This is a genomic window from Jeotgalibaca sp. MA1X17-3 (genome assembly GCF_021513155.1).
Lineage (GTDB): Bacteria > Bacillota > Bacilli > Lactobacillales > Aerococcaceae > Jeotgalibaca.
This window is the reverse complement of the sequence record NZ_CP090983.1, coordinates 1,358,332-1,379,515: the sequence shown is the minus strand read 5'-3', so window position 1 is coordinate 1,379,515 and position 21,184 is coordinate 1,358,332. Positions and strand designations below refer to the sequence as shown.

13 protein-coding genes and 1 pseudogene are annotated in these 21,184 nt (G+C 35.3%); all 14 read right to left on the bottom strand.

Features of this window, described 5'->3' with window-relative positions:
- Nucleotides 1-5 precede the first annotated feature (5 nt).
- Nucleotides 6-812, bottom strand: coding sequence for a transporter substrate-binding domain-containing protein (locus tag LZ578_RS06880; protein ID WP_235144455.1), 807 nt, complete (start codon nt 810-812; stop codon nt 6-8).
- A gap of 109 nt (nt 813-921) precedes the next feature.
- The gene (addA, locus tag LZ578_RS06875; protein ID WP_235144454.1) at nt 922-4,740 is read right to left on the bottom strand and encodes a helicase-exonuclease AddAB subunit AddA; all 3,819 of its coding nucleotides are present in this window, start codon (nt 4,738-4,740) and stop codon (nt 922-924) included.
- Nucleotides 4,721-8,335 (bottom strand): PD-(D/E)XK nuclease family protein, encoded by a 3,615-nt coding sequence (locus LZ578_RS06870; RefSeq protein ID WP_235144453.1) that lies wholly within the window; start codon nt 8,333-8,335, stop codon nt 4,721-4,723. The genes addA and LZ578_RS06870 overlap by 20 nt, the downstream gene beginning before the upstream one ends.
- Before the next feature lie 133 nt (nt 8,336-8,468).
- A complete protein-coding gene (rbfA, locus tag LZ578_RS06865) occupies nt 8,469-8,825 on the bottom strand; it encodes a 30S ribosome-binding factor RbfA (RefSeq protein ID WP_235144452.1) in 357 nt (118 codons plus the stop codon).
- A gap of 29 nt (nt 8,826-8,854) precedes the next feature.
- Nucleotides 8,855-11,119 (bottom strand): translation initiation factor IF-2, encoded by a 2,265-nt coding sequence (gene infB, locus LZ578_RS06860; protein WP_235144451.1) that lies wholly within the window; start codon nt 11,117-11,119, stop codon nt 8,855-8,857.
- Between the two features lie 19 nt (nt 11,120-11,138).
- Complete coding sequence (locus LZ578_RS06855; protein ID WP_235144450.1) at nt 11,139-11,453, bottom strand: ribosomal L7Ae/L30e/S12e/Gadd45 family protein; 315 nt, start codon at nt 11,451-11,453, stop codon at nt 11,139-11,141.
- Nucleotides 11,450-11,734 carry an RNase P modulator RnpM gene (gene rnpM / locus LZ578_RS06850; protein WP_235144449.1) on the bottom strand — a complete coding sequence of 95 codons (285 nt, stop codon included), beginning with the start codon at nt 11,732-11,734 and terminating at the stop codon, nt 11,450-11,452. Before rnpM ends, LZ578_RS06855 begins: the two co-directional genes overlap by 4 nt.
- Nucleotides 11,735-11,751: 17 nt before the next feature.
- Nucleotides 11,752-13,086 (bottom strand): transcription termination factor NusA, encoded by a 1,335-nt coding sequence (nusA, locus tag LZ578_RS06845; protein ID WP_235144448.1) that lies wholly within the window; start codon nt 13,084-13,086, stop codon nt 11,752-11,754.
- Between the two features lie 24 nt (nt 13,087-13,110).
- Nucleotides 13,111-13,584 carry a ribosome maturation factor RimP gene (rimP, locus tag LZ578_RS06840; RefSeq protein WP_235144447.1) on the bottom strand — a complete coding sequence of 158 codons (474 nt, stop codon included), beginning with the start codon at nt 13,582-13,584 and terminating at the stop codon, nt 13,111-13,113.
- A gap of 164 nt (nt 13,585-13,748) precedes the next feature.
- Nucleotides 13,749-18,068 (bottom strand): PolC-type DNA polymerase III, encoded by a 4,320-nt coding sequence (locus LZ578_RS06835; protein ID WP_235144446.1) that lies wholly within the window; start codon nt 18,066-18,068, stop codon nt 13,749-13,751.
- Between the two features lie 96 nt (nt 18,069-18,164).
- The gene (rseP, locus tag LZ578_RS06830; protein WP_235146417.1) at nt 18,165-19,433 is read right to left on the bottom strand and encodes an RIP metalloprotease RseP; all 1,269 of its coding nucleotides are present in this window, start codon (nt 19,431-19,433) and stop codon (nt 18,165-18,167) included.
- A 38-nt stretch (nt 19,434-19,471) separates the two neighbouring features.
- Entirely contained in the window at nt 19,472-20,116 is a 645-nt protein-coding gene (locus tag LZ578_RS06825; protein ID WP_311198566.1) for a phosphatidate cytidylyltransferase, read from the bottom strand.
- Nucleotides 20,116-20,271, bottom strand: coding sequence for a hypothetical protein (locus LZ578_RS12630; RefSeq protein WP_311198565.1), 156 nt, complete (start codon nt 20,269-20,271; stop codon nt 20,116-20,118). The genes LZ578_RS06825 and LZ578_RS12630 overlap by 1 nt, the downstream gene beginning before the upstream one ends.
- 9 nt (nt 20,272-20,280) lie before the next feature.
- Nucleotides 20,281-21,041 (bottom strand): annotated as a pseudogene (locus tag LZ578_RS06820) (isoprenyl transferase).
- Nucleotides 21,042-21,184: the final 143 nt, after the last annotated feature.

Below are 21,184 nucleotides of genomic sequence, written 5' to 3'. Positions count from 1 at the left end.
TATGATTATTCAGATTTAGGCTGGAAGAAGAACTCCAAACCAAGATCGTCAAATGTTTGTTTCATTTCCCCTAAATATTTATTGCCTAATTCATCAAATCCACCATTCGCTTCAAATTCATCGATGAATGCATTGATGTCTTCTAATAATTCTTCATTTTCTAACTTCACAGCCATCGCCCAAGGTTCTGTATTTTCTTGAAATTGCTCTAATAAAGCAACTGTCGAGTCTGGATAGGATTTTTGAGCGTTATAAATAGTCATTTGGTCATATAAAAAAGCATCTGACTTTCCTTGTGATACTTCTAAAATCGCAGTATCTGCTTTATCAACGGTATTGACGGTTGCATTAGGAAGTTGCTCGGTTACGTATAAGAATCCAGTTGTCCCTACCTTAACTGCAATATTTACCCCTTCTTGATTTAAATCCTCGGCACGTTTGATACCACTGTCTTTATTAGCCAAGATTCCTAAAGTAGAGTGTGCATATGGTTTTGAAAAAGAAACACTCTCTGCACGATCTGGACGAATCGACATAGAGGAGATAATAACATCGATTTTTTCAGATTGAATAGCTGGAATTAATCCACTCCAGGAAATATTTTCAATTTCGACATCTCGATCTAAGTACTCACCTAATGCATAAGCTAAATCAACACTAATTCCTTCTGGATCCCCTTTTGAGTCAGTTGTTTCAAAGGGTGGATATTGCAATTCCATTCCTACGGTTAGCGTATCATCCTCTGCTTGTGCACAACCACCCAGAAATACCATAGCTGAAATAGCTAAAGTTGTTATCATTTTTTTATTCATCGATTTTATTCCTCTCACTTGCTATATTTTTTTAATAATAACTGTTGTAAGAAGCATAACGAAAAAACAATTAATTCATAAGAGTTATGCTCAGAAAGGCTATTTTTTACTAATTATCTAAAGGAAGAATGATATTTTCATTACTAGATAGTAAGCATAAGTAGGTTTCTGTTACTGGTTTTCCTTTTATTTCCATCAAAGCTTGTCTATAAATATTCATTTGCCCTTTATACTTTTTAATGATCTTTTCTGCTTTTTCGCCGATATAATCTGTTTTGAAGTCAAAAAGAATAAGATGATCAGAGTATTCAATATATCCATCAATAATCCCATGAATTAAGATATGGTCATCAGACTCTCTTGATATCCCTTCAAAAATATTACCTGCTTTCATGAGCATGGTAAAAGGTACTTCTCTTTTTACTAGTTCCGATTCTTTTCGAATAGTTTTCCCTAAATCCGTTTGAAAGAAAGTAATGATTTGGTCTTTATTTATAAAAGGAGCAACATTTTCGTTCATAATTCCTTTTTCTACTAGATTCTTAATCAAGATTGTAATTGATTTTAGTTCAATAGAATGGTCTAAAGATACATTTTGCATCACATAATGAACGGCTGTACCAATTTCCGCATGAGTCGGTCTGACATTTTCTTGCATGAAAGCTGGCCGATTGAACTCTGGTTCAACATACCGGGAAACAGCCTGTTGGGTATCAAAGTTTAACTGGAGTAGCTGTGTTTGGTCGGGATCCTCAAATAATCTTTTAATTTCCGAAACACTTTGATAGCTAGTTGTTTGAGTAGCAATTTGGTGGGGATACTCTGATTCCATTAAACGAAGAGCTAAATTGAAATCAGCAACTCCTTCTTCTTTTTTATCATCAATATTTTCTTTTGAAAGTAGAAGGATTTTCTTTTGCCAATCTTCTTCCGGTTCCTCTTCTAACTGAACCGTTACGATGTTTCCCAAAATATCTGCTGCATGTTGGAAAGTAATTTTAAAATCAACTGGATATTGAGTTAGTTCCCCACGGTATTCCTTTGAAATACTATCAGGATCGATGGTTTGATGTCTAAATAAGGCTAAGCCTATCCATTTCATCATCGTATTACTATTCAATCGCAAATGATTGGGGAGGACTCTTTTTGTTGATTCATCCACCGCCCCCCATTCTTGCCAAACTTTCTCAACAGATTCATAGGTTCCTATTAAGAATAATTTTTGTTCTGCTCGAGTGAGTGCGACATATAGCTTTCTCATCTCTTCTGCAAGTAAGTTTTTCTTTTTCTCTTTAGCTAATGCACTTTTGGTTAAGGAGTTGAATCGGATCCGATTTTCAATATCAAAGTAATCTGAGCCAATGCCATACTCTTCTGAAAAGATATATTTTCCTTGAATATCACGCATATTAAATTGTTTAGATAAGTCCATAACGAATACTACTGGAAATTCTAACCCTTTACTCGCATGGATAGTCATGATTCGGATGGCATCCTCATCTTCACTAAAGGTAGATGGTTCTGCCAAGTCTTGATCACGTGACTGAATTCGTTCAATAAAACGAATAAATTGGAATAAACCTTTAAAGTTTGTGGATTCATATTTTTTTGCACGTTCATACAGTGCATGAAGATTAGCCACTCTTTGTTTACCCGCACTCATTCCTCCTACATAATCTAAGAAATGAGTGTCTACATAGATACTCCAAATTAAATGTACCAAATTATTTTTGCGGGCTTGTTCTCTCCACGTATTCAGATGATTTAAAAAGGCAGATATTTTTTGATAATTCTCTTGATTTTCAGAAGACCAATCCATTCGCTTTTCTTCATACGATTTTTTAAACGTATAGACGGCATCTAAAAAATCTCCACTTGTTTGTTGAATACGAATCATTGCAAGTTGTCGTTCATTTAATCCAACTAAAGGAGATCTTAGAACTGCGGCTAGAGCAATATCTTGACGCGGATTATCAATTACCTTTAAAAGAGAAAGAATGACGGATATTTCTGTTCTTTGGAAAAAACTTTGCGAATCATTTAAAATAACGGGAATCCCATATTCTTTAAAGGTTTCTAAAATTAACAAGTTATTGTTTTTGGTTGGAGTAAGCAAAACGACATCTTTATAAGTAACCGGTCGTTCCGCTTTTAGTTTTTTATCATAAATCATGGTGTCCTCGTCTATTAAACTACGAATTTTTTGGGCGACCATTGTAACTTCTCCAGTTGCTTTGTCATCAATAACCATTTCTAAAGAAGGATCAGACTGCAAGGTATGATTCTCGTCAAATGAACTGTCAAAATCATCCAAGTCATTTTCTTCCTTAATGTAAAGCATAATTTCAGTTTCTTGTTGGTTCCCAGTTGGAAAAGACAAGTTTCCTTGTTTTAATTCGGCTAATTCATCATAGTCCATTTGACCTACTTCTTTATCCATCAATTGAGTAAAGATGAAATTTGTAAAGGAAATGACTTCTCCTCTTGAACGGAAATTTTCTGCTAAAATAATTCGTTCGCCGTTTAACGATTCTCCATATTGTTGGTATTTTTTTAAGAACAAACCAGGATCTGCTAATCGGAATGCGTAAATAGATTGCTTTACATCACCGACCATAAATAAATTTTCCGTTTCTGGTTGATGACGGGTTACTCCGTATAAAATACTCTCTTGAAGTTTATTCACATCTTGGTATTCGTCAATAAGTACTTCTTCGAATTTCATACGATAGTAATTACTAGCCTCACTAGAAGTCCTCTGTCCATCTTTTAAAGGAGAAAGAATTTCCAAGGTAAGATGTTCTAAATCATTAAAGTCAAGAGTATTTCCAGCTAGCTTTTCAGACCAATAATGATTCGTAAAACGTTTCGTAACACGAATCATTTCTTCTACATAGGGTTTTGTATTTCGAATGACTTCTTCTTGCTCTTCTTTTGATCTCATAAAATAAACTTTTTTCAAATTTTGAAGGTCTGTTTTAGATTTATCTCGTAATGATTTCATTTGTTGAATTAATTCAACATCCGGATTGTCTTTCTTTTTAGCAGATAGCCATCGTTTGAACGTCAACTTATTCTCAATGATTTCGTAAGCTTCTTGGTATTTATCTTCTTTAATTGCTTGTTTGATAAGGGAGGCCATTTCTTTTTCTGATTGAAGGACCTCTCTTTGTGTTTCAGTGTTCGGATCTCCCATTCCTAGATGAATGGCCTGTTCCATATCATAGATACTTCCAGTCAATTGATCTAACACTTGCGGTTTAATCAGCTTTTTAAATAAATCACTATTTTCTAAGCCCTCTTCGATGGAATACATTCTTAACAGTCCTTGTAACCATTCATCGGGATCTGGATTCGCTCTGGAAAAATTATACAATGAAAAAATTAAATCTTTTAATCCATCATCATTTCGGTCGCTAGAATATCCTTTTGCTAATTCGTTGAAGAACGTTCGTGGTTCTCCATATAATATCTCTTTTAAATCTTCCCAAACATCTTCTTTCATCATTTCCATTTCAATCGTATCGGCCATAATTCGAAATACCGGATCAATATCAATTAAATAGAAAAAACGTTGAATGACTTTTAAACAAAACGCATGAATCGTGCTAATGTTTGCCTGTGGGAGTAAAGTTATTTGACGCAATAAATGATGATATTGTTCTTGATTAATGGCACTGTTAACTGCTTCTTGAATGGCAATCTGAATTCGTTCTTTCATTTCTGTTGCAGCAGACTCTGTAAAGGTTACAACTAATAGTTCATCTACATTCGTACCATTTTTAATTTTTTCAATAATTCTTTGAACAAGTACGGTAGTCTTTCCAGAACCTGCTGAAGCGGCAACGAGTAGATTACTTCCTGATTGGTGAATGGCCTGCCATTGTTCATCAGTAAAACGATCATTTTTAGTTTTTGGAGGGATCATCCACATCTTCCTCACTTTCACTTTTATCTGTTAATTCTTCCCGAAGTTTATTAAAAACTTGATTTTTTTTCATTTTTTCTAATCTTCGGTAACGATTTTCTTGTAAAGTACTATCAAATTGAGAAACAGCGCGATAAGGGCCTTGAACGGACGGCGTATATAATTTCCCTTTAATTGGATTCAATTGTAAATCTCCTGAAAGAATCCGCTCACCTGCCTCTTCAATTCTACGACGATTATTAGCAATGAGTAATGCCAATTCATCTGCAGTAACTAAATCATTAACAACTGCAAAATTTCCATCCTTTTTATATTTAAAAGGAAGTACAAGTGAAGAGCCACTCTCTTCTGCAGAAGGATCAAGTGCATCACTAATTTCTTTGTCTGCAATTAGTAAGCCTCTCCATTTATTTTCTTTCAGTAATAATTTTTTCCATTCATCGTCTGCTGGTTTTTCTAGCATTTCTAAGAATGGATTTTTTACATGAAGATAGAAAGCTCCTGCCGGAATGACCAATCCTGATAATAACGTAGCAGCATTGGTTAAGGCGACATCTAAATAAGTAATCATTTGCATCGCTAATCCATAGTAAGCTTCTGTAAAATCAAATGTATGTTGGCTAGATTTATAATCCAGAATGGATAAATATTGTTTGTCTTTGGAAGGTACAATATCAATCCGATCAATTTTTCCTCTGATAGAAAGAGACTTCCCGTCCTTTAAAGGGAAATGTAGGCCTTCTAAGACGTCAGGAACACCTGGTTGACCAAATACCGCTTCTGTACGTAAGTTTTGAAAGGCGGTATGCTCTTGATGGTTGTGAATGACCCAGGACATTCTTTGGATGGTTTCACTGAGTTGTTCTCGAATGAAATTCATTCGATTTGAACTAGAAAGGATTGCATATTTTTCAGTTCCAAATAAGTGCTGTAAAACTTGTTGTGTGATTTTTTCTACTTCTTTTTGTTCTCTCACATTCTTGGTACGAATTTTCTGAACGATATGTTCCAAAGCTTCATGATAAAATTCACCAGTACCTGCAGCAGAAAGTTCATACTTTTGTCTTTCTTTTAGGCGTAAACCATACTTTAAAAAATGGCTATAAGAATCTTCATAGTAGCTTTCCAATTGTGAAACCGATAAGTACAAATTTTTGCCATATAATTTTTCTGCAATTTCAGCCGTTAGAGGAACGGGCTGATTTTTATGCCAGAGACTTGGAAACACTTGATCCATAATTTCTTTTGTTTCTATATTTTTTGATAGATACGTTAAAATTTTCCGCCATAGTACGGGTATTTTTTGGTTTGAAGTTTGTTGTACTCGTAATAACTTTACAAGTTGACTAATATTTTGATTTTTTGTGCCGGTAAAATTGATCGGATAAATGGCATCTGTTATATCTGCTGCTCGATGTTCAATCCGAATATCCATCTCGTTAGCGATCCTCTGCACATATGGAGAAAGCTTAGACACTCGATTACTACCATCCACACTAAAGGGATAGGTAATGAATATCTTTTCTGTTGCAGCAAGAAAAGATTGATAGGCGATAAAGGGTTCTGCAGCAGTTGATTCCGTTATAGAAGGCCGTATATATTTTTCTTCATTTTGAAGGGACTGGTGAAGGGTCTCTCTATCTTCTTCGGTTAATAACGAGTGATTTTCATGAACTTGTGGTAAATTCCCCTCAGTAGCTCCTAAAATATAAACAACTTTTGATGAAGAAAAACGTGCGCCATCCATACTAGAAAAAATAACTTCATCAATACTTGGAGGGACAATGCTGAACGTTGCTGCTTCAAAACCAGTCATCAACACTTCATGAAAGATTGCTTCATCGAAAGGTGTATCACCCATTGTCTCTACATACTCGTCCAATAAAAGTGTGAATGTTTTCCATACTTGTTCATGTTGTCGAGCTCGTTCTAATTCCTGTTTTTCTATAGCATCATCTCGCCAGTTTATCATTTGCTTATCGATTCCATTTTCTTGTAAGAATTGAAATAAAAGGATAGCTGCTTCTTTTCCTGTTTTTACTTTACTTATTTTTTGATAATAAGGTAGTAAAGTATTTTGCAAAAATTGTTTCATAAAATTTGCCTCTACAATTCCAAACGGATCAGCGTGTTCATTTTCTGATGAGTCATCAAATGAATAGATTTTCCAATCATCTTTTTTCATCCAAGCATTACCTTCAAATCCGTAAGCAAGCAATATATTTTCAGTTTTATCAACGACATCTCGGTATTCCCATAGAGAATTATTTATAAAATTCTCGCTCTCTTCTTTGGGAAGAAGCAGATCATTGGGAAGCATTAATTCCGTACGAAGCAGTCGCATAACATCAGGATATCTCCAATAATTCTTACGTATTTTATAGATAGAATCAATAAAATCAGTAAAAGGATGATGTCTCATTTCTTCAGCTTTATCATAAAAAACTTTTAAATGAGCACGAGAAAATAATGGTTTGAGAATCGTTTCGTAGTCTTCAACCCTTCTCGCTAATATTAAAAATTCTTTATAACGATATCCTTTTTCAAGTACCAAGCGATTGATACTATTGGCTACATGAAAGATTTCTGCTTGTTTTGTATCACAGCCCCAAATCTCCATAACATCCCTAGTAGCACCACTCCATTCCGTTTTCTGTCCTGTTTTTTTAAGGCCGGATGAAGAATGAATCCAGTAATCATCTAGTTCTAGAAACCCTTTCTCATATCCGTCTGTTTGAGAGTAGGGTTTCTTGTCTTGTAAAATATTTATCCGATTCTCTTTTGCAAAATGATACAAACGATGATAAGTAGCCCCACTTACATGAAATAAATTATGCAAATCAGGCAACGCATCAACATAGGGTTTGTCTAAGTCAAGTGAGATGGTTACTTTTTTCGCAGATTGTAAAAAGGAACTAATAATTTGCATTTCTTGAGCAGTAAATCGATAAAACCCATCGATATAAAGATAGACATCTTCCATCTGATTTTGTGCAATCGTTGCTGCTAAGAGCTCTAAAAGATCTTCATATTGCAAGAAGTCATTACCCATTTTCATACAAAAGCTCTCATAGAGAGCTGCTAATTCCTCCATTTTTATATGAAGATCCGTCTGACGAATAGAATCATTTGCTAAAGATTGACTGGATCGTAACTCTTGAGGAGTAATCCGTCCTGCTCTTAATTCTTTAAATAAATCAGTTAATTGAGCAACAAAACCTTCTTTATCAACTTCTTTTCGAAATAAAATAAGTTCTTCTTCTTTTTCTAAAAGGATTTTTCGTATAACCATGCTAATTCCCGCGTCACTTAATTGTTTTTTTTGAAAAATAGGATGATCTTTTAGAAAAAACCATGCTAAGCGACTAAAACTAAATATTTGTAAGTTAATCGATCCCATAAAAGAAGGATTTGGATTGTTTTTGAGTGCCCAAATTTCTTCCAGAATCGTCATTTCTCCTTCAAACTTAGCATGTTCCGGTACAATAATAAAGAACTGTGCATTTGGGTTTTCAATCATTTTCTCACTAATATCTTGGATGTATTCTTTTCTTTTATTTGTTGTTTGTTTACCAATAATAAATTGAAGGCTCATTTGTTCTAACCTCTCTTCTAAAAGGATAACGGCTCTTTATTTCCATATACTATACTTTACCATATCTTTCCTTCTTACCTATATGAGAATACAAAAAAAGCTCCAGTACAAACTGGAACTTTTTTGTAAATAATTATTCTAAGTCTTCTTGTTGAACTTGTTTAATGAGTTCATCAATTCTACTTCCGTAGTCAACAGACTCATCTCGTTTAAAGGCAAGCTCTGGAGTTCTGTAAAGAGTTAAACGTGCGCCTAATTCTTTGCGGATTAACCCAGTTGCTTTTTCTAAACCATCTTGAACTTTTTTACGTTCACTGGCTAAATCATCCAACGTACTGTAGTAAATCGTTGCATTTTGTAAATCTCCAGTGACTTCCACATCGGTAATCGTAACATTTTCGATGCGCGGGTCTTTGATTCTTTTAGAAAGAATATCATTGACTTCTCGTTGTACTTCTTGCTTGACTCTGTCTGCTCTATAGTTAGCCATAGTCTATTTCTCCTTCTTTGGAAAAGTGATTAGGTTCTTTTGATTTCAACCATTTCATAAGCTTCTACGACATCATCCACACGAATATCATTATAATTTTCAATCATCAAACCACATTCAAAGCCATTTTTGACTTCTTTTGCGTCATCTTTAAAGCGTTTCAAGCTTGCAAGAGTTCCGTCATGAATGACAATATTTTCGCGGATAATTCTTACTCCACTGCTTCTCTTCACAACACCACTTGTAACTAATGCTCCACCGATTGTTCCTACTTTAGAAACAACAAACGTTTCACGAATTAATGCTTGACCAGTAACTTTTTCTTCAAACTCAGGGTCTAGCATTCCCTTCATCGCTGTTTCAATTTCATCAATCGCATTATAAATAACTCGGTGTAGACGAATATCAACTTTCTCTTGTTCTGCTTGAACTTGAGCTTGAGGAGTTGCTCGTACGTTGAAACCGATAATAATAGCGTTACTTGCTGCTGCTAATGTAATATCACTTTCATTAATTGCACCCACTGCTGAGTGAATAATACGTACACGAACGTCTTCTACTTCAATTTTCTTCAAGCTACCCATTAATGCTTCTACGGAACCTTGAACGTCACCCTTAATAATAACACTTACTTCTTTCAAATCGCCCTCTTTTAAGCTATCGAACAAATTATCTAAAGTAACTCTGTTATCGGAAGAACGTGATTCAATTTGAGCACGTTTTGTTCTATCTTCTCCAACTTGACGTGCTGTTTTCTCATCTTCAAAGACAACAAAACGATCACCGGCTTGAGGTGCATTATTTAATCCTGTAATTTCAACGGGCATAGATGGATATGCTTTCTTCACTCTACGTCCTTGATCATTTGTCATAGCTCTCACACGACCATGTGTATTCCCAACTACAATTGGATCACCGATTTTTAGTGTTCCTGCTTGAACAAGTAAAGTTGAGATTGGTCCTTTTGATTTATCCAAACGAGCTTCGATAACAGAACCAATCGCCAAGCGATCTGGATTTGCTTTTAACTCTTGGATTTCAGATACTAATAAGATCATTTCAAGCAGTTCGTCAATACCTTCACCAAATTTTGCAGAAATATTAACAAAAATAGTGTCTCCACCCCATGCTTCTGGAATCAAAGCATGTTCAGTTAGTTCTTGCATGACACGGTCCGGATTAGCAGTTGGCTTATCAATTTTATTGACTGCAACAATAATCGGTACATCTGCAGCTTTTGCATGGTTAATTGCTTCTACTGTTTGAGGCATAACTCCGTCATCTGCTGCTACTACAATAATCGTAATATCGGTAACATCAGCACCACGAGCACGCATCGTTGTAAAGGCCGCGTGTCCTGGAGTATCCAAGAACGTAATCGTTTTTCCATCTGTTTCAACTTGATAAGCACCAATATGTTGAGTAATTCCACCCGCTTCACTTAAGCTTACTTTCGTGTTACGCAGGGAATCTAGTAAAGTGGTTTTACCATGGTCAACGTGTCCCATAATCGTTACGACTGGTGGACGAGTTGTTAGGTTTTCTTCACTTTCATCTTCTTCACTCTCAAAATAAAGACTTAAATCAGAGATATCAACACTTACTTTTTCTTCTGCTTCAATTCCATAATCTGTTGCAATAAGTTCAAGTACATCTACAGGAAGTGGTTGGTTTTGTGTTGCAACAACCCCCATTAAGAAAAGTTTCTTGATTATTTCAGCAGGCTCTCTGTGTAGCTTCTTAGCAACATCTTGTATATTCATTCCTTCTGTATATACAAAAGTTTCTGGTAATTCACGGAATTTTCTTTGTGGTACAGGTGGTTTTGGCTTACTATTATATCTGCCTTTTTTACCTCGAGTATTTTTCTTATAAGGGTTATTTCTCCCTCTATTTTTATTTGTTGGGTTCGAGGTGTTAGACCCACTGCGTTGAGGTGTACTCTTTGCAGCTGGTTTTTGTGCGTTCGACTTTTCTTGAGTTGACGGAGAAGTCGCTGTTTGATTTGGTTTCGTTTGGCTTTTAGCTGGGCTAGTCTTACTCTTAGTAGCAGCAGGTTTTGCCTGGTCTTGTTTCTTTGTAGTACTTGCAGCTGGTTTTTGTGCCGGCTTACTTTGGGGATTCTTATTCTCACTTTGTTTTTTCATCATTTCATCCATTTTTGTAACATCCCCATCTTCCATTGTGGACATATGACTCTGAAAGCTTAGTCCGATTTTGTTTGCTTGTTCCAGTATTACTTTACTGGGTACTTTATGCTCCTGGGCATATTCGTAGACACGTTTTTTTACCATGTCTTCACCTTCCCTTATTTCATATTTTTCTCGTTCCTTTCAATTTGTAATAACTTTCTGCAAAACCTTTATCTGTAAAGGCACAAATGGAACGACTTTTGCCTACTGCTTGACTGATTTCATCTGATGTATGTTCAGTAGAAATCGGTATTTTATAAAATTGACATTTATTAATCATTTTTTCTTTTGTATTCTTACTTGCATCTGAAGCAACCAATACTAATTTTGCTTCATTTTTTTGAATAGATCGAATGGTCATTTCTTCACCAGTTATTAACCGGCTAGCTCTTAAAGCAAGACCTAACAATTGTAACTGTTTCTCTTCTGGACTCATAACAGACTCCTAGCTTTTTGGTGCTCTACATATTCGAATAACTCTTTGTAGAAGTCATCGCTGACATCCATTTCAAACTGACGATTCAAAAGATGTTTTTTCCAAGCGTCTTGTACTAACGCTGGTTCAAGAGAAATATAAGCTCCTCTACCGTTCATTTTTCCAGTAGGATCAATGTTTAACGTGCCATCTTTACTTTTTACAATTCGGATCATTTCTTTTTTTGGTTTCATTTCATTCGAAGCAATACAACGGCGCATAGGTATTTTTTTATTTTTCAAAAATAGTCACCTCGTTATTAATCTTGATGATCTTCTAACAACTCATTGTAATCCTCTTCCGGATCAAGTTCAACTTCTGCAATTCGATCTTCTACATCATCAGCGGTAAGAACATCTTCTGCAAGTTCTTCTTTTGTATTCAATTGCTCCTCTGATTCCGTTTCTTCTAACTCTTCAATATAATCATTGACAGAAATATTTTCCGGATTAGCTAAAAGATGTTCAATAGGCTCAGAATTGGTACGAGTTGCTTCTACTTCCTCTTCTTCAGGTACTACCGCTTTCGCTTCACCAGATGCAATTTTTTTAGCCATTATATTATTATAATCACTCTCAGATTTGATATCGATTTTAAATCCAGTTAGCTTCGCTGCTAAGCGAGCATTCTGTCCTTTTTTACCAATAGCAAGAGATAATTGAAAGTCTGGAACGACTACGGTACAACTTCCTTCTGCCGGATGGAAATCAACATGAACGACTTGTGCTGGGTTTAAAGCATTTGCAATATAAACAGAAGGCTCTTCATCCCATTTAACAATGTCCATATTTTCTCCTCGTAATTCATTAACAATTGTTTGAACACGTTGTCCGCGAGGGCCAACACAGGTTCCAACTGGATCAACATTTACATCACGAGAACGAACAGCAACTTTCGATCGATCTCCCGCTTCACGAGCAATGGAGACAATTTCTACAACACCATCGTAAATTTCTGGTATTTCTTGCTCAAATAATCGTTTCAACAAATCTGGATGGCTTCGGCTTACATAAATTTGAGGGCCTTTTGAAGTGTTATCCACTTTTGTAATATAAACTTTTATACGATCATGTGCTTGAAATTCTTCACCAGGAATTTGTTCTTGTTTAGGAAGAACGGATTCAATTTTACCTAAGTTTACATAGATATAGCGAGAGTCTTGACGCTCTACCACTCCTGTTAAAATATCATTTTCATAAGCAATAAACTCATCATAAATAATACTACGTTCCGCTTCACGGATTCGTTGCATAATTACTTGTTTTGCAGTTTGAGCTGCAATTCGACCAAAATCTTTAGGTGTTACTTCGAAACGAATTTTATCACCTAATTCATACGCTTTATTTTTTTCTAATGCGTCTTCTATGCTTACTTCTAAAGTGGAATCAAATACCATATCGACTACTTCTTTTACAGAATAAACGTGGATATCTCCTGTTTTATCATTAAATTCAACTTCCACATTTTGAGCTTGTCCATAATTTCTTTTGTAAGCAGAAATTAATGCAGCTTCTAGTGCATTTACGACAATCTCTTTAGAAATCCCTTTTTCTTTTTCGAGGACATCCAAAGCATTCAGCATATCTTTATTCAATTTTTCTTCACTCCCGACTATTCCTTAAAATTTGATAGCCAATCTAGCTTTAGCAATCTTTTCACGTGGAATTTCAATAGTTTTTGTTCTTGTTTTTATTCTAATTTCTAAAGAAACAACTTCATCCGTAACAGATAAAAGAGTCCCTTCATGAAATTTTTCACCTTCAATTGCTTGATAGTAAGAAAGATTCACATAACTTCCAATTGCATTTTCCAGGTCTTGATCTGTTTTTAATGGCCGTTCAGCTCCAGGTGAAGATACTTCTAGAAAGTAGGCTTGAGGAATTGGATCTGGATCCATTTCATCTAACAAGTCACTTACCTTTTCACTGACCCATGCACAATCTTCAATATCAATCCCACCCGGTTTGTCGATATAGAGTCTTAAAAACCAATTCTTTCCTTCTTTTAAAAATTCAGTATCAACCAATTCAAAGTTCTGCTCTTCCAAAATAGGTAAAACAGCTTCTTTTACAACATCAATTACTCGGCTCACAAAAACCCTCCCTTGTATATTTTAACAATTATTAATTATGGCTTATTGCGTTAAAAAGAGCGAGCGTTTCCGCTCACTCCCTCCGCAAGATTTTTATTCTTTCCTAATCATACACTACTTTCATGATAAATGCAAGAAAAGGCTTTGTTATAGACTTTTCGAGATTAAAAATCGAATAAAGAGAGCTGATTTTCATCAGGAAGATCCTTTAATACGTCATGTTCTGTCATATATTCGATAATTGTTTTAGAAACTTTACCACGAATAGCTAAATCTTCTTTGGATAAAAATGGTTTTTCTTCTCTAGCCTGAATAATTTGACTAGCTACGTTGACCCCTAAACCAGAAATAGCGCGAAATGGTGCAATCAAACTATTGCCTTCAATAATGAACTTAGAGGCATCTGATTTATCAAGATCTACCATTTTAAATTCAAATCCACGCTCTACCATTTCATTGGAAAGCTCTAAAACAGTTAGTAGATTTTTTTCTTTAACAGAAGCATCCATACCTTTGTCCATAATTTCTTTCATGCGTGCTTTAATCATTTCTTTTCCTTGAGCCATAGCTGCTAAATCAAAATCATTCGCTCGTATAGAGAAGTATGCACTGTAGTATAGAAGAGGATCGTGAACTTTAAAATAGGCAACCCGTAAAGCCATTAATACGTATGCTGCAGCATGAGCTTTAGGGAACATATATTTGATCTTCAAACAGGATTGAATATACCATTCAGGTACTTTGCTTGCACGCATTTCTGCTTGCCATTCGTCTGGAATTCCTTTTCCTTTTCGAACACTCTCCATAATTTTAAATGCCAGACCATCTTCCATCCCTGCATGAATTAAATAAACCATGATGTCATCACGACAACCAATTACTTCAGCCAAAGGAATATTATTATCACGGATAAGGACTTCTGCATTCCCTAAGTACACATCCGTTCCATGAGATAGTCCAGAAATTTGTAGTAATTCTGCAAATGTATTCGGTTTGGTTTGTTCTAACATTCCTCTTACGAATTTAGTTCCAAATTCTGGAATTCCTAAAGTACCGGTATTACTAAAGATTTGCTTAGGTGTTACTCCCAATACATCTGTACCACTAAACAACTTCATCACATCTGGATCATTTGGTGGAATGTCTTGAGGATCCATTCCAGATAAATCTTGAAGCATTCGAATAACCGTTGGATCATCATGACCCAGAATATCTAATTTCAAAACATTGTCATGAATTGAGTGGAAGTCGAAATGAGTCGTTTTCCATTCAGAATCTTGAGCATCAGCTGGAAACTGGATGGGTGTAAAATCATAGACATCCATATAATCAGGAATAACAATAATTCCCCCTGGATGCTGCCCTGTATTTCTTTTTACTCCCGTACATCCCTTTGCTAATCGATCAATTTCGGCGGATGAATAATGGTAATCTCGATCTCGTTCATACCCTTTTACATAACCAAATGCTGTTTTATCCGCAACGGTTCCGATAGTTCCTGCACGATACACATACTCTTCTCCAAAAAGATCTTTCGTATAGGCGTGAGCTTTTGCTTGGTAATCACCAGAAAAGTTCAAGTCAATATCAGGTACTTTATCACCATAGAATCCTAAAAATGTTTCAAAGGGAATATCTTGTCCATCTCGACTGAGTTTATTTCCACAGTTTGGACAATCTTTTTCTTCCAAGTCATACCCAGATCCGATCGAACCATCTGTAAAGAAATGACTATAATGACAATTCTGGCAACGGTAGTGCGGTGGTAATGGGTTCACTTCCGTAATACCAGTCATCGTCGCTACAAAACTAGATCCAACTGATCCTCGTGATCCAACTAAATAGCCGTCTTGATTACTTTTTAATACTAACTTTTGGGAAATTAAGTAAATAACTGAGAACCCATTTCCAATAATACTTTTTAACTCTTTTTGAAGACGCTTCTCTACAATTTCAGGAAGGTCCTCTCCATATAGACGTTTGGCTTCATTATAAGATAAATTAGTAATTTCTTCATTTGAACCATCCATATTGGGTGTATATAGTTTATCTTTAATAGGAAGTATTTCCTCAATAGAATCCGCAATTTTCTCAGGATTTTGAACAACGATTTCTTTTGCTTTATCTTTTCCTAGAAATTCAAACTCATCGAGCATTTCATTTGTAGTACGGAAATGGACTTTAGGTAAGAATAATTCTTTTCCTTGATTCATCTTAATAGAACCCAACAAAATTTCTCGATAAATGGAATCCTCTTCATTCAGATAGTGAACATTCCCAGTAGCAACAACCGGTTTATCTAATTCATCACCGATTTTTACGATTTGACTAATGATTTCCTCTAAGTCTTTTTCATTTTTTACCATTTCTCGTTTGATTAAACTACGATAAACGGGCTTGGGCATGACTTCCAAATAATCATAAAATTGAGCTTTCGCTTTCGCGTCTTCCCTTCCTCTTTGCATCATGGACTCAAAAATTTCTCCTTGACTACAGGAAGAGCCAATTAATAGATTTTCACGGTTTTCTTTTAGCAAGCTCCGTGGAATTCGTGGAGTTCGATAGAAATAATTGATATTAGAAGCACTAATTAATTTGAACAAATCTTTTAGGCCATCTTGATTTTTAGCGAGAATCGTTACATGGAAGGGGCGAGCTAGTTTATAGGAATCACCCTTACCTACTTCTTTATTCAATTCATGATGATAAAATATTTGATGATCCTCTGCTGCCTCCTTTAGGAATATCCAGCATAAATGACCAGTTGTTTCTGCATCAAATACAGCTCGGTGATGTTGTTCTAAATTGACATTATACTTTTTAGCGAGCGTATTCAGCCTGTGTGAACGCAGTTGTGGATGCAAAAACCTTGATAATTCCAACGTATCGATAACCGGATTAGGAGCATCTTCTATCCCATTTCTTTCATAACTTTTATTCAAGAAGCCCATATCAAAAGATGCGTTATGGGCTACTAGAATAGAGTCACCACAAAATTCTTTAAAAGAAGGGACAATTTTGTCTTCGGAAGGAGCATCCTTTAACATTTGATCGGTAATTCCGGTCAATTGAATAATTAATTGAGATAAAGGCTTGCCTGGATTAATAAATGCCTCAAAAGTATCGATAACATTCCCTTTGTACATTTTTACGGCCGCCAACTCAATAATCGAATCATAAACAGCGGAAAGACCGGTTGTCTCAACATCAAAAACAACATAAGTGGATTCAGCAAGTTCGGCATCAGTGACATTATATGCAACAGGGACTCCATCGTCTACAATATTTGCTTCCACTCCATATAAAATTTTTACACCATGCTTTTGTCCAGCAGCATGTGCATCTGGATAAGCTTGTGCAACCGCATGATCGGTAACGGCAATAGCTTTATGCCCCCACTTAGCTGCTTGAGCAACATAATCAGAGATATGGTTGGTAGCATCCATCTGGCTCATCTTTGTATGCAAATGTAATTCAACACGTTTTTCACCTTCTGGAGCAGTATCTTTTCGGACGGGAACTTTTACTTCGTTAATATCCCGTGCGGTAATCACTAAATCACGCATGTACATGTCTTCCTGAACGCTTCCTCGGACACGTACCCATTTCCCTTTTTGAATCTTTTCAAAATTTGCTTCATCTTTTTCATTTGAAGAAAACATTTTCACACTAAAAGAAGAACTGTAATCAGTAATTTTAAAGGTCAAAATTTTTCTTCCAGATCTTAGTTCGCGCACTTCAAAATCAAAAACATTTCCTTGTACAACTACCGAGCGTTCTTCTTCTTTAATGGTAATCATTTGACGAATATCCTCTGATTCAGGAATTTTATTTCCTAATTGTAAAATGCCACTACTAGCACCAGAATGACTTTGTTTATTTTGTTGTTCCAGTTGTTTTATATTTTCTTCTGCTTGACGAACCATTATATCTTCTTGCTCTTGTTTTCTTTCTAAGTACTTGACCCGTCTTTCTTCAGAAGCTTCTTGATTCACATTCAACTGAATTTGAAAGTCTGGAAATCCTAGTACCAAAAAATTTTGTTGAATAACAGATAAATAGTTATCTTTAAGATGATTTTGAGTTATTTCATTATCCATACTCAATAATACTTTTCCGTTTGTAACAGTAGGAGAATGTTTTCTTAAAATATCTTGGACAACAGGAGATGATATATTACTTCTTTCAACTACTGTCTGCCAGTAATCCAGTATTTTCTCATCGGTTAGTACGGCTTCCTTACATTTGATACGAATATCAATGGTCGCTATATTTTTAAAAGCCGTTTTTAAATGAAGATTTAGTGCTTGGAATACTTCAAAAGGCAGAATATCATTGAAATGAAATAAAAAGGTCCACGTTTTTTGCTTTTTGTAAACCAATACCTTTTCAATTTCGCCTCCTTCAAAATAAGGAAGATATTCTGGTTCATGATGAAGATTTATTTGTTCTAACAGTTGTTGAAAAAGTTCATGTTTATTCATTACGATTGATCCCTCTTTCAAAATGAAAAGATTCAAAGAATCCATAAAGGCTTTCCTTTGAATCTTTTTGTAATATACGAATTATTTATTTATAGTTTATCCACCAAAAAAGAAACGCTGGATATCATTCCAAGTTACTAATACCATAAGGATGAGTAGTAAACCTACACCAATAACCGTAATGATTCCTTCTTTTTCTGGTTCAAGAGGTTTTCCTCTGATTCCTTCAATTACATTAAGTAAAAGTTTGCCTCCATCTAAAGCAGGAATAGGCAGTAAGTTCACCGTTCCTAAATTTACACTGAGGAATCCTAAAAAGCTAAGGACACTTAATGCACCATAACTGACTACTTCTTCAGTAGCTGCATAGATTGCAACTGGACCTCCGAAGGCATCTATCTCAAACCCACTCGTAAACATGGAAAAAATTAAACCGAAGATAGAAGTAGCGATAAACCATGTTTCTTTAAATCCATAGGTTAGCTTCCCTAGGAAACTTGTATCGACAGGAGCAGCTACTCCAATCAAACCATATGTATTACCTGATTCATCCGTTTGACTTTTCGGTGTAACGGCAACCATCTTTACATCGTCTTCTTTTTGAACACTGAAGATTAATTCTTCATTCGGGTTCTCTTGAATGGTTTTCACTAGTTCTTGCCACGTCGATATATCAGTATCGTCTACTGCTACGATGGTATCTCCTTTTTGCAAGCCAGCTAATTCAGCTGGACTATTGGGTTGAATGTCACCCAGTAGATTGTCATCTAAAACAACGCCCCCTTGAAAGAAAGCCAATAGGGAGAAGACAATAATTCCTAAAATATAATTGTTCATTGGTCCTGCAAAATTTGTCATCATACGCTTCCCAAGACTCGCTGATTGAAATTGTACTTCAATTGGAGCAACTTGTATCTCTGTTCCGTCTGTTTCTACAATAATCGCATCTCGCTTAACAGAGTAACGTACAGGTTCGCTTTTACCAGGTGTGGTACCTACGAGAAACATCTCTTTTTCGATATCAGATGAGATTAATTCTAAAGGAACAGCATTCAATTGTTGATGATCCGATAAATTGATTTTGGTTACTTGGTTATCATCATCTACCGTAATTTTAACAGGCATTCCTGGTTTTAGATCAACATCCTCATCACCATACCCTGCCATTCGTACATATCCACCAATTGGAAGAATACGAATAGTATAGGTTGTGCCATTCTTGTGTGTGGAAAATATTTTCGGTCCCATTCCAATTGCGAATTCTCGTACTAAGATTCCAGCTTTTTTTGCAAAGTAAAAATGTCCAAATTCATGGATAATCACTAGAATACTAAAAATAATAATGAAGGTAATAATGGTTTGTATCAACTATAGCACTTCCTATCCTTACAGAATACGTTCATTTAATTAAGTTGGTAGATACTCAAAAAGATTTGAAACAAAGGCATTACAAAAAGGAGACTATCAAAACGATCTAAAATACCTCCGTGTCCAGGCAGAATTTTCCCAGAGTCTTTCACTCCAAAATATCTTTTAAAAGCAGATTCAGTTAGGTCACCCAACTGGCCTACTACCGATAGCAAAATCGTTAGAAAGACTAGTAGAAGAATTGATAAATTCATTTGATTGTAAAAGGTAACATAAATTAAGGAGACTACTACTGCCGTTGCTACTCCGCCAACAGCGCCTTCAATGGACTTGTTGGGGCTAATAACAGGAGCTAACTTTGTTTTCCCAAATTTCATTCCTAATAAATAAGCGCCTATATCTGTAGACCATACGATGAATAAAACAAACATGACTGTAAAAAACCCCATATCTGCGGTCATTAAAAAGTAATGGAAGCCTCTTCCTACATATAAAGAAGCAAGCATAAAGACTCCTGCATCATCAAAAGTAAATTCATTTTTAGAAAGTACCGTCATGACAAGCATCAACATTGCACCTAAGTAAAAAAGGTGGATCGTTGTAATTCCATTCGGTAAAAAAGTTAAATACGTTTCAGGCAACATTAAAAAAATCGTAGTTATTGAAGCAATAAGCCCCATTAAACTAAAAAACTTTTTTCTTTCATCATAAAGAATTCAGATATCCCTATTAATCCCAGGATGCAAGTACCTAAAACTAGTAACCAGGAACCGTACCAAACCATTGGAAGAAAGACAGCTACGGCAATTAACCCTGTAATTGTTCTTGTTTTCATTTTTTCACCTCATAACCCTCCGAAACGACGGTTTCGATTTTGGTATGTTGCAATTGCTTTTTCTAAAGAGGATACACTAAAATCCGGCCAAAATTCTTTTGTAAAATATAGCTCACTATAAGCAATTTGCCAGAGTAAAAAGTTGCTGATACGCAATTCACCACTTGTACGAATTAATAATTCAGGATCTTTGTAAGCTCCTAACATCCCAGTAAATAGATGATCGGATATATATTGTTCGGTAATTTCTTCTGGAAGTAAGGTTCCCATTTTGACTTCTTGTGCAGCATCTTGCATTACCTTGGTAATTTCTAAACGTGAACCATAATTAAAAGCAAAGTTTAGAATAAGACCTTCATTGTTTTTTGTTTTCTCCATGGCCTTATAAATAATAGACTTCGTTTTTTCAGGAAGTTCATCCACATTTCCAACTGCTGTAACTTTAATATTATTAGCAATAATTTCCGGCATAAATACATCAAAAAAATCAATCGGTAAATTCATTAGAAAATTTACTTCTTCATTTGGACGCTTCCAATTTTCAGTGGAAAAAGCGTACAATGATAAAACTTTTACTCCTAATGCGCTAGCATGGATTGCAATTTTTTTTACAGTATTCATTCCTTCTTTATGACCGAATACTCTTGGCATGAGTCTTTTTTTGCCCATCTACCATTTCCATCCATAATAATTGCTATATGTGCTGGAATCATTCCTTCTTTATCTAGAATTAATTCCTTCTTTTCTTTTGTATTATCAAATATAGCCATTTTTACCCCTACCTTTTTCTGTTTCAACTCCATTCATTTTATCAGACATTCCTATCAATACCAACATAGAATCTCAAATTACTGCTTTCTTATGAAATTTTAAATTATCCATTAAAAAAAGGAAAGAAGCATAATCGCTCTTT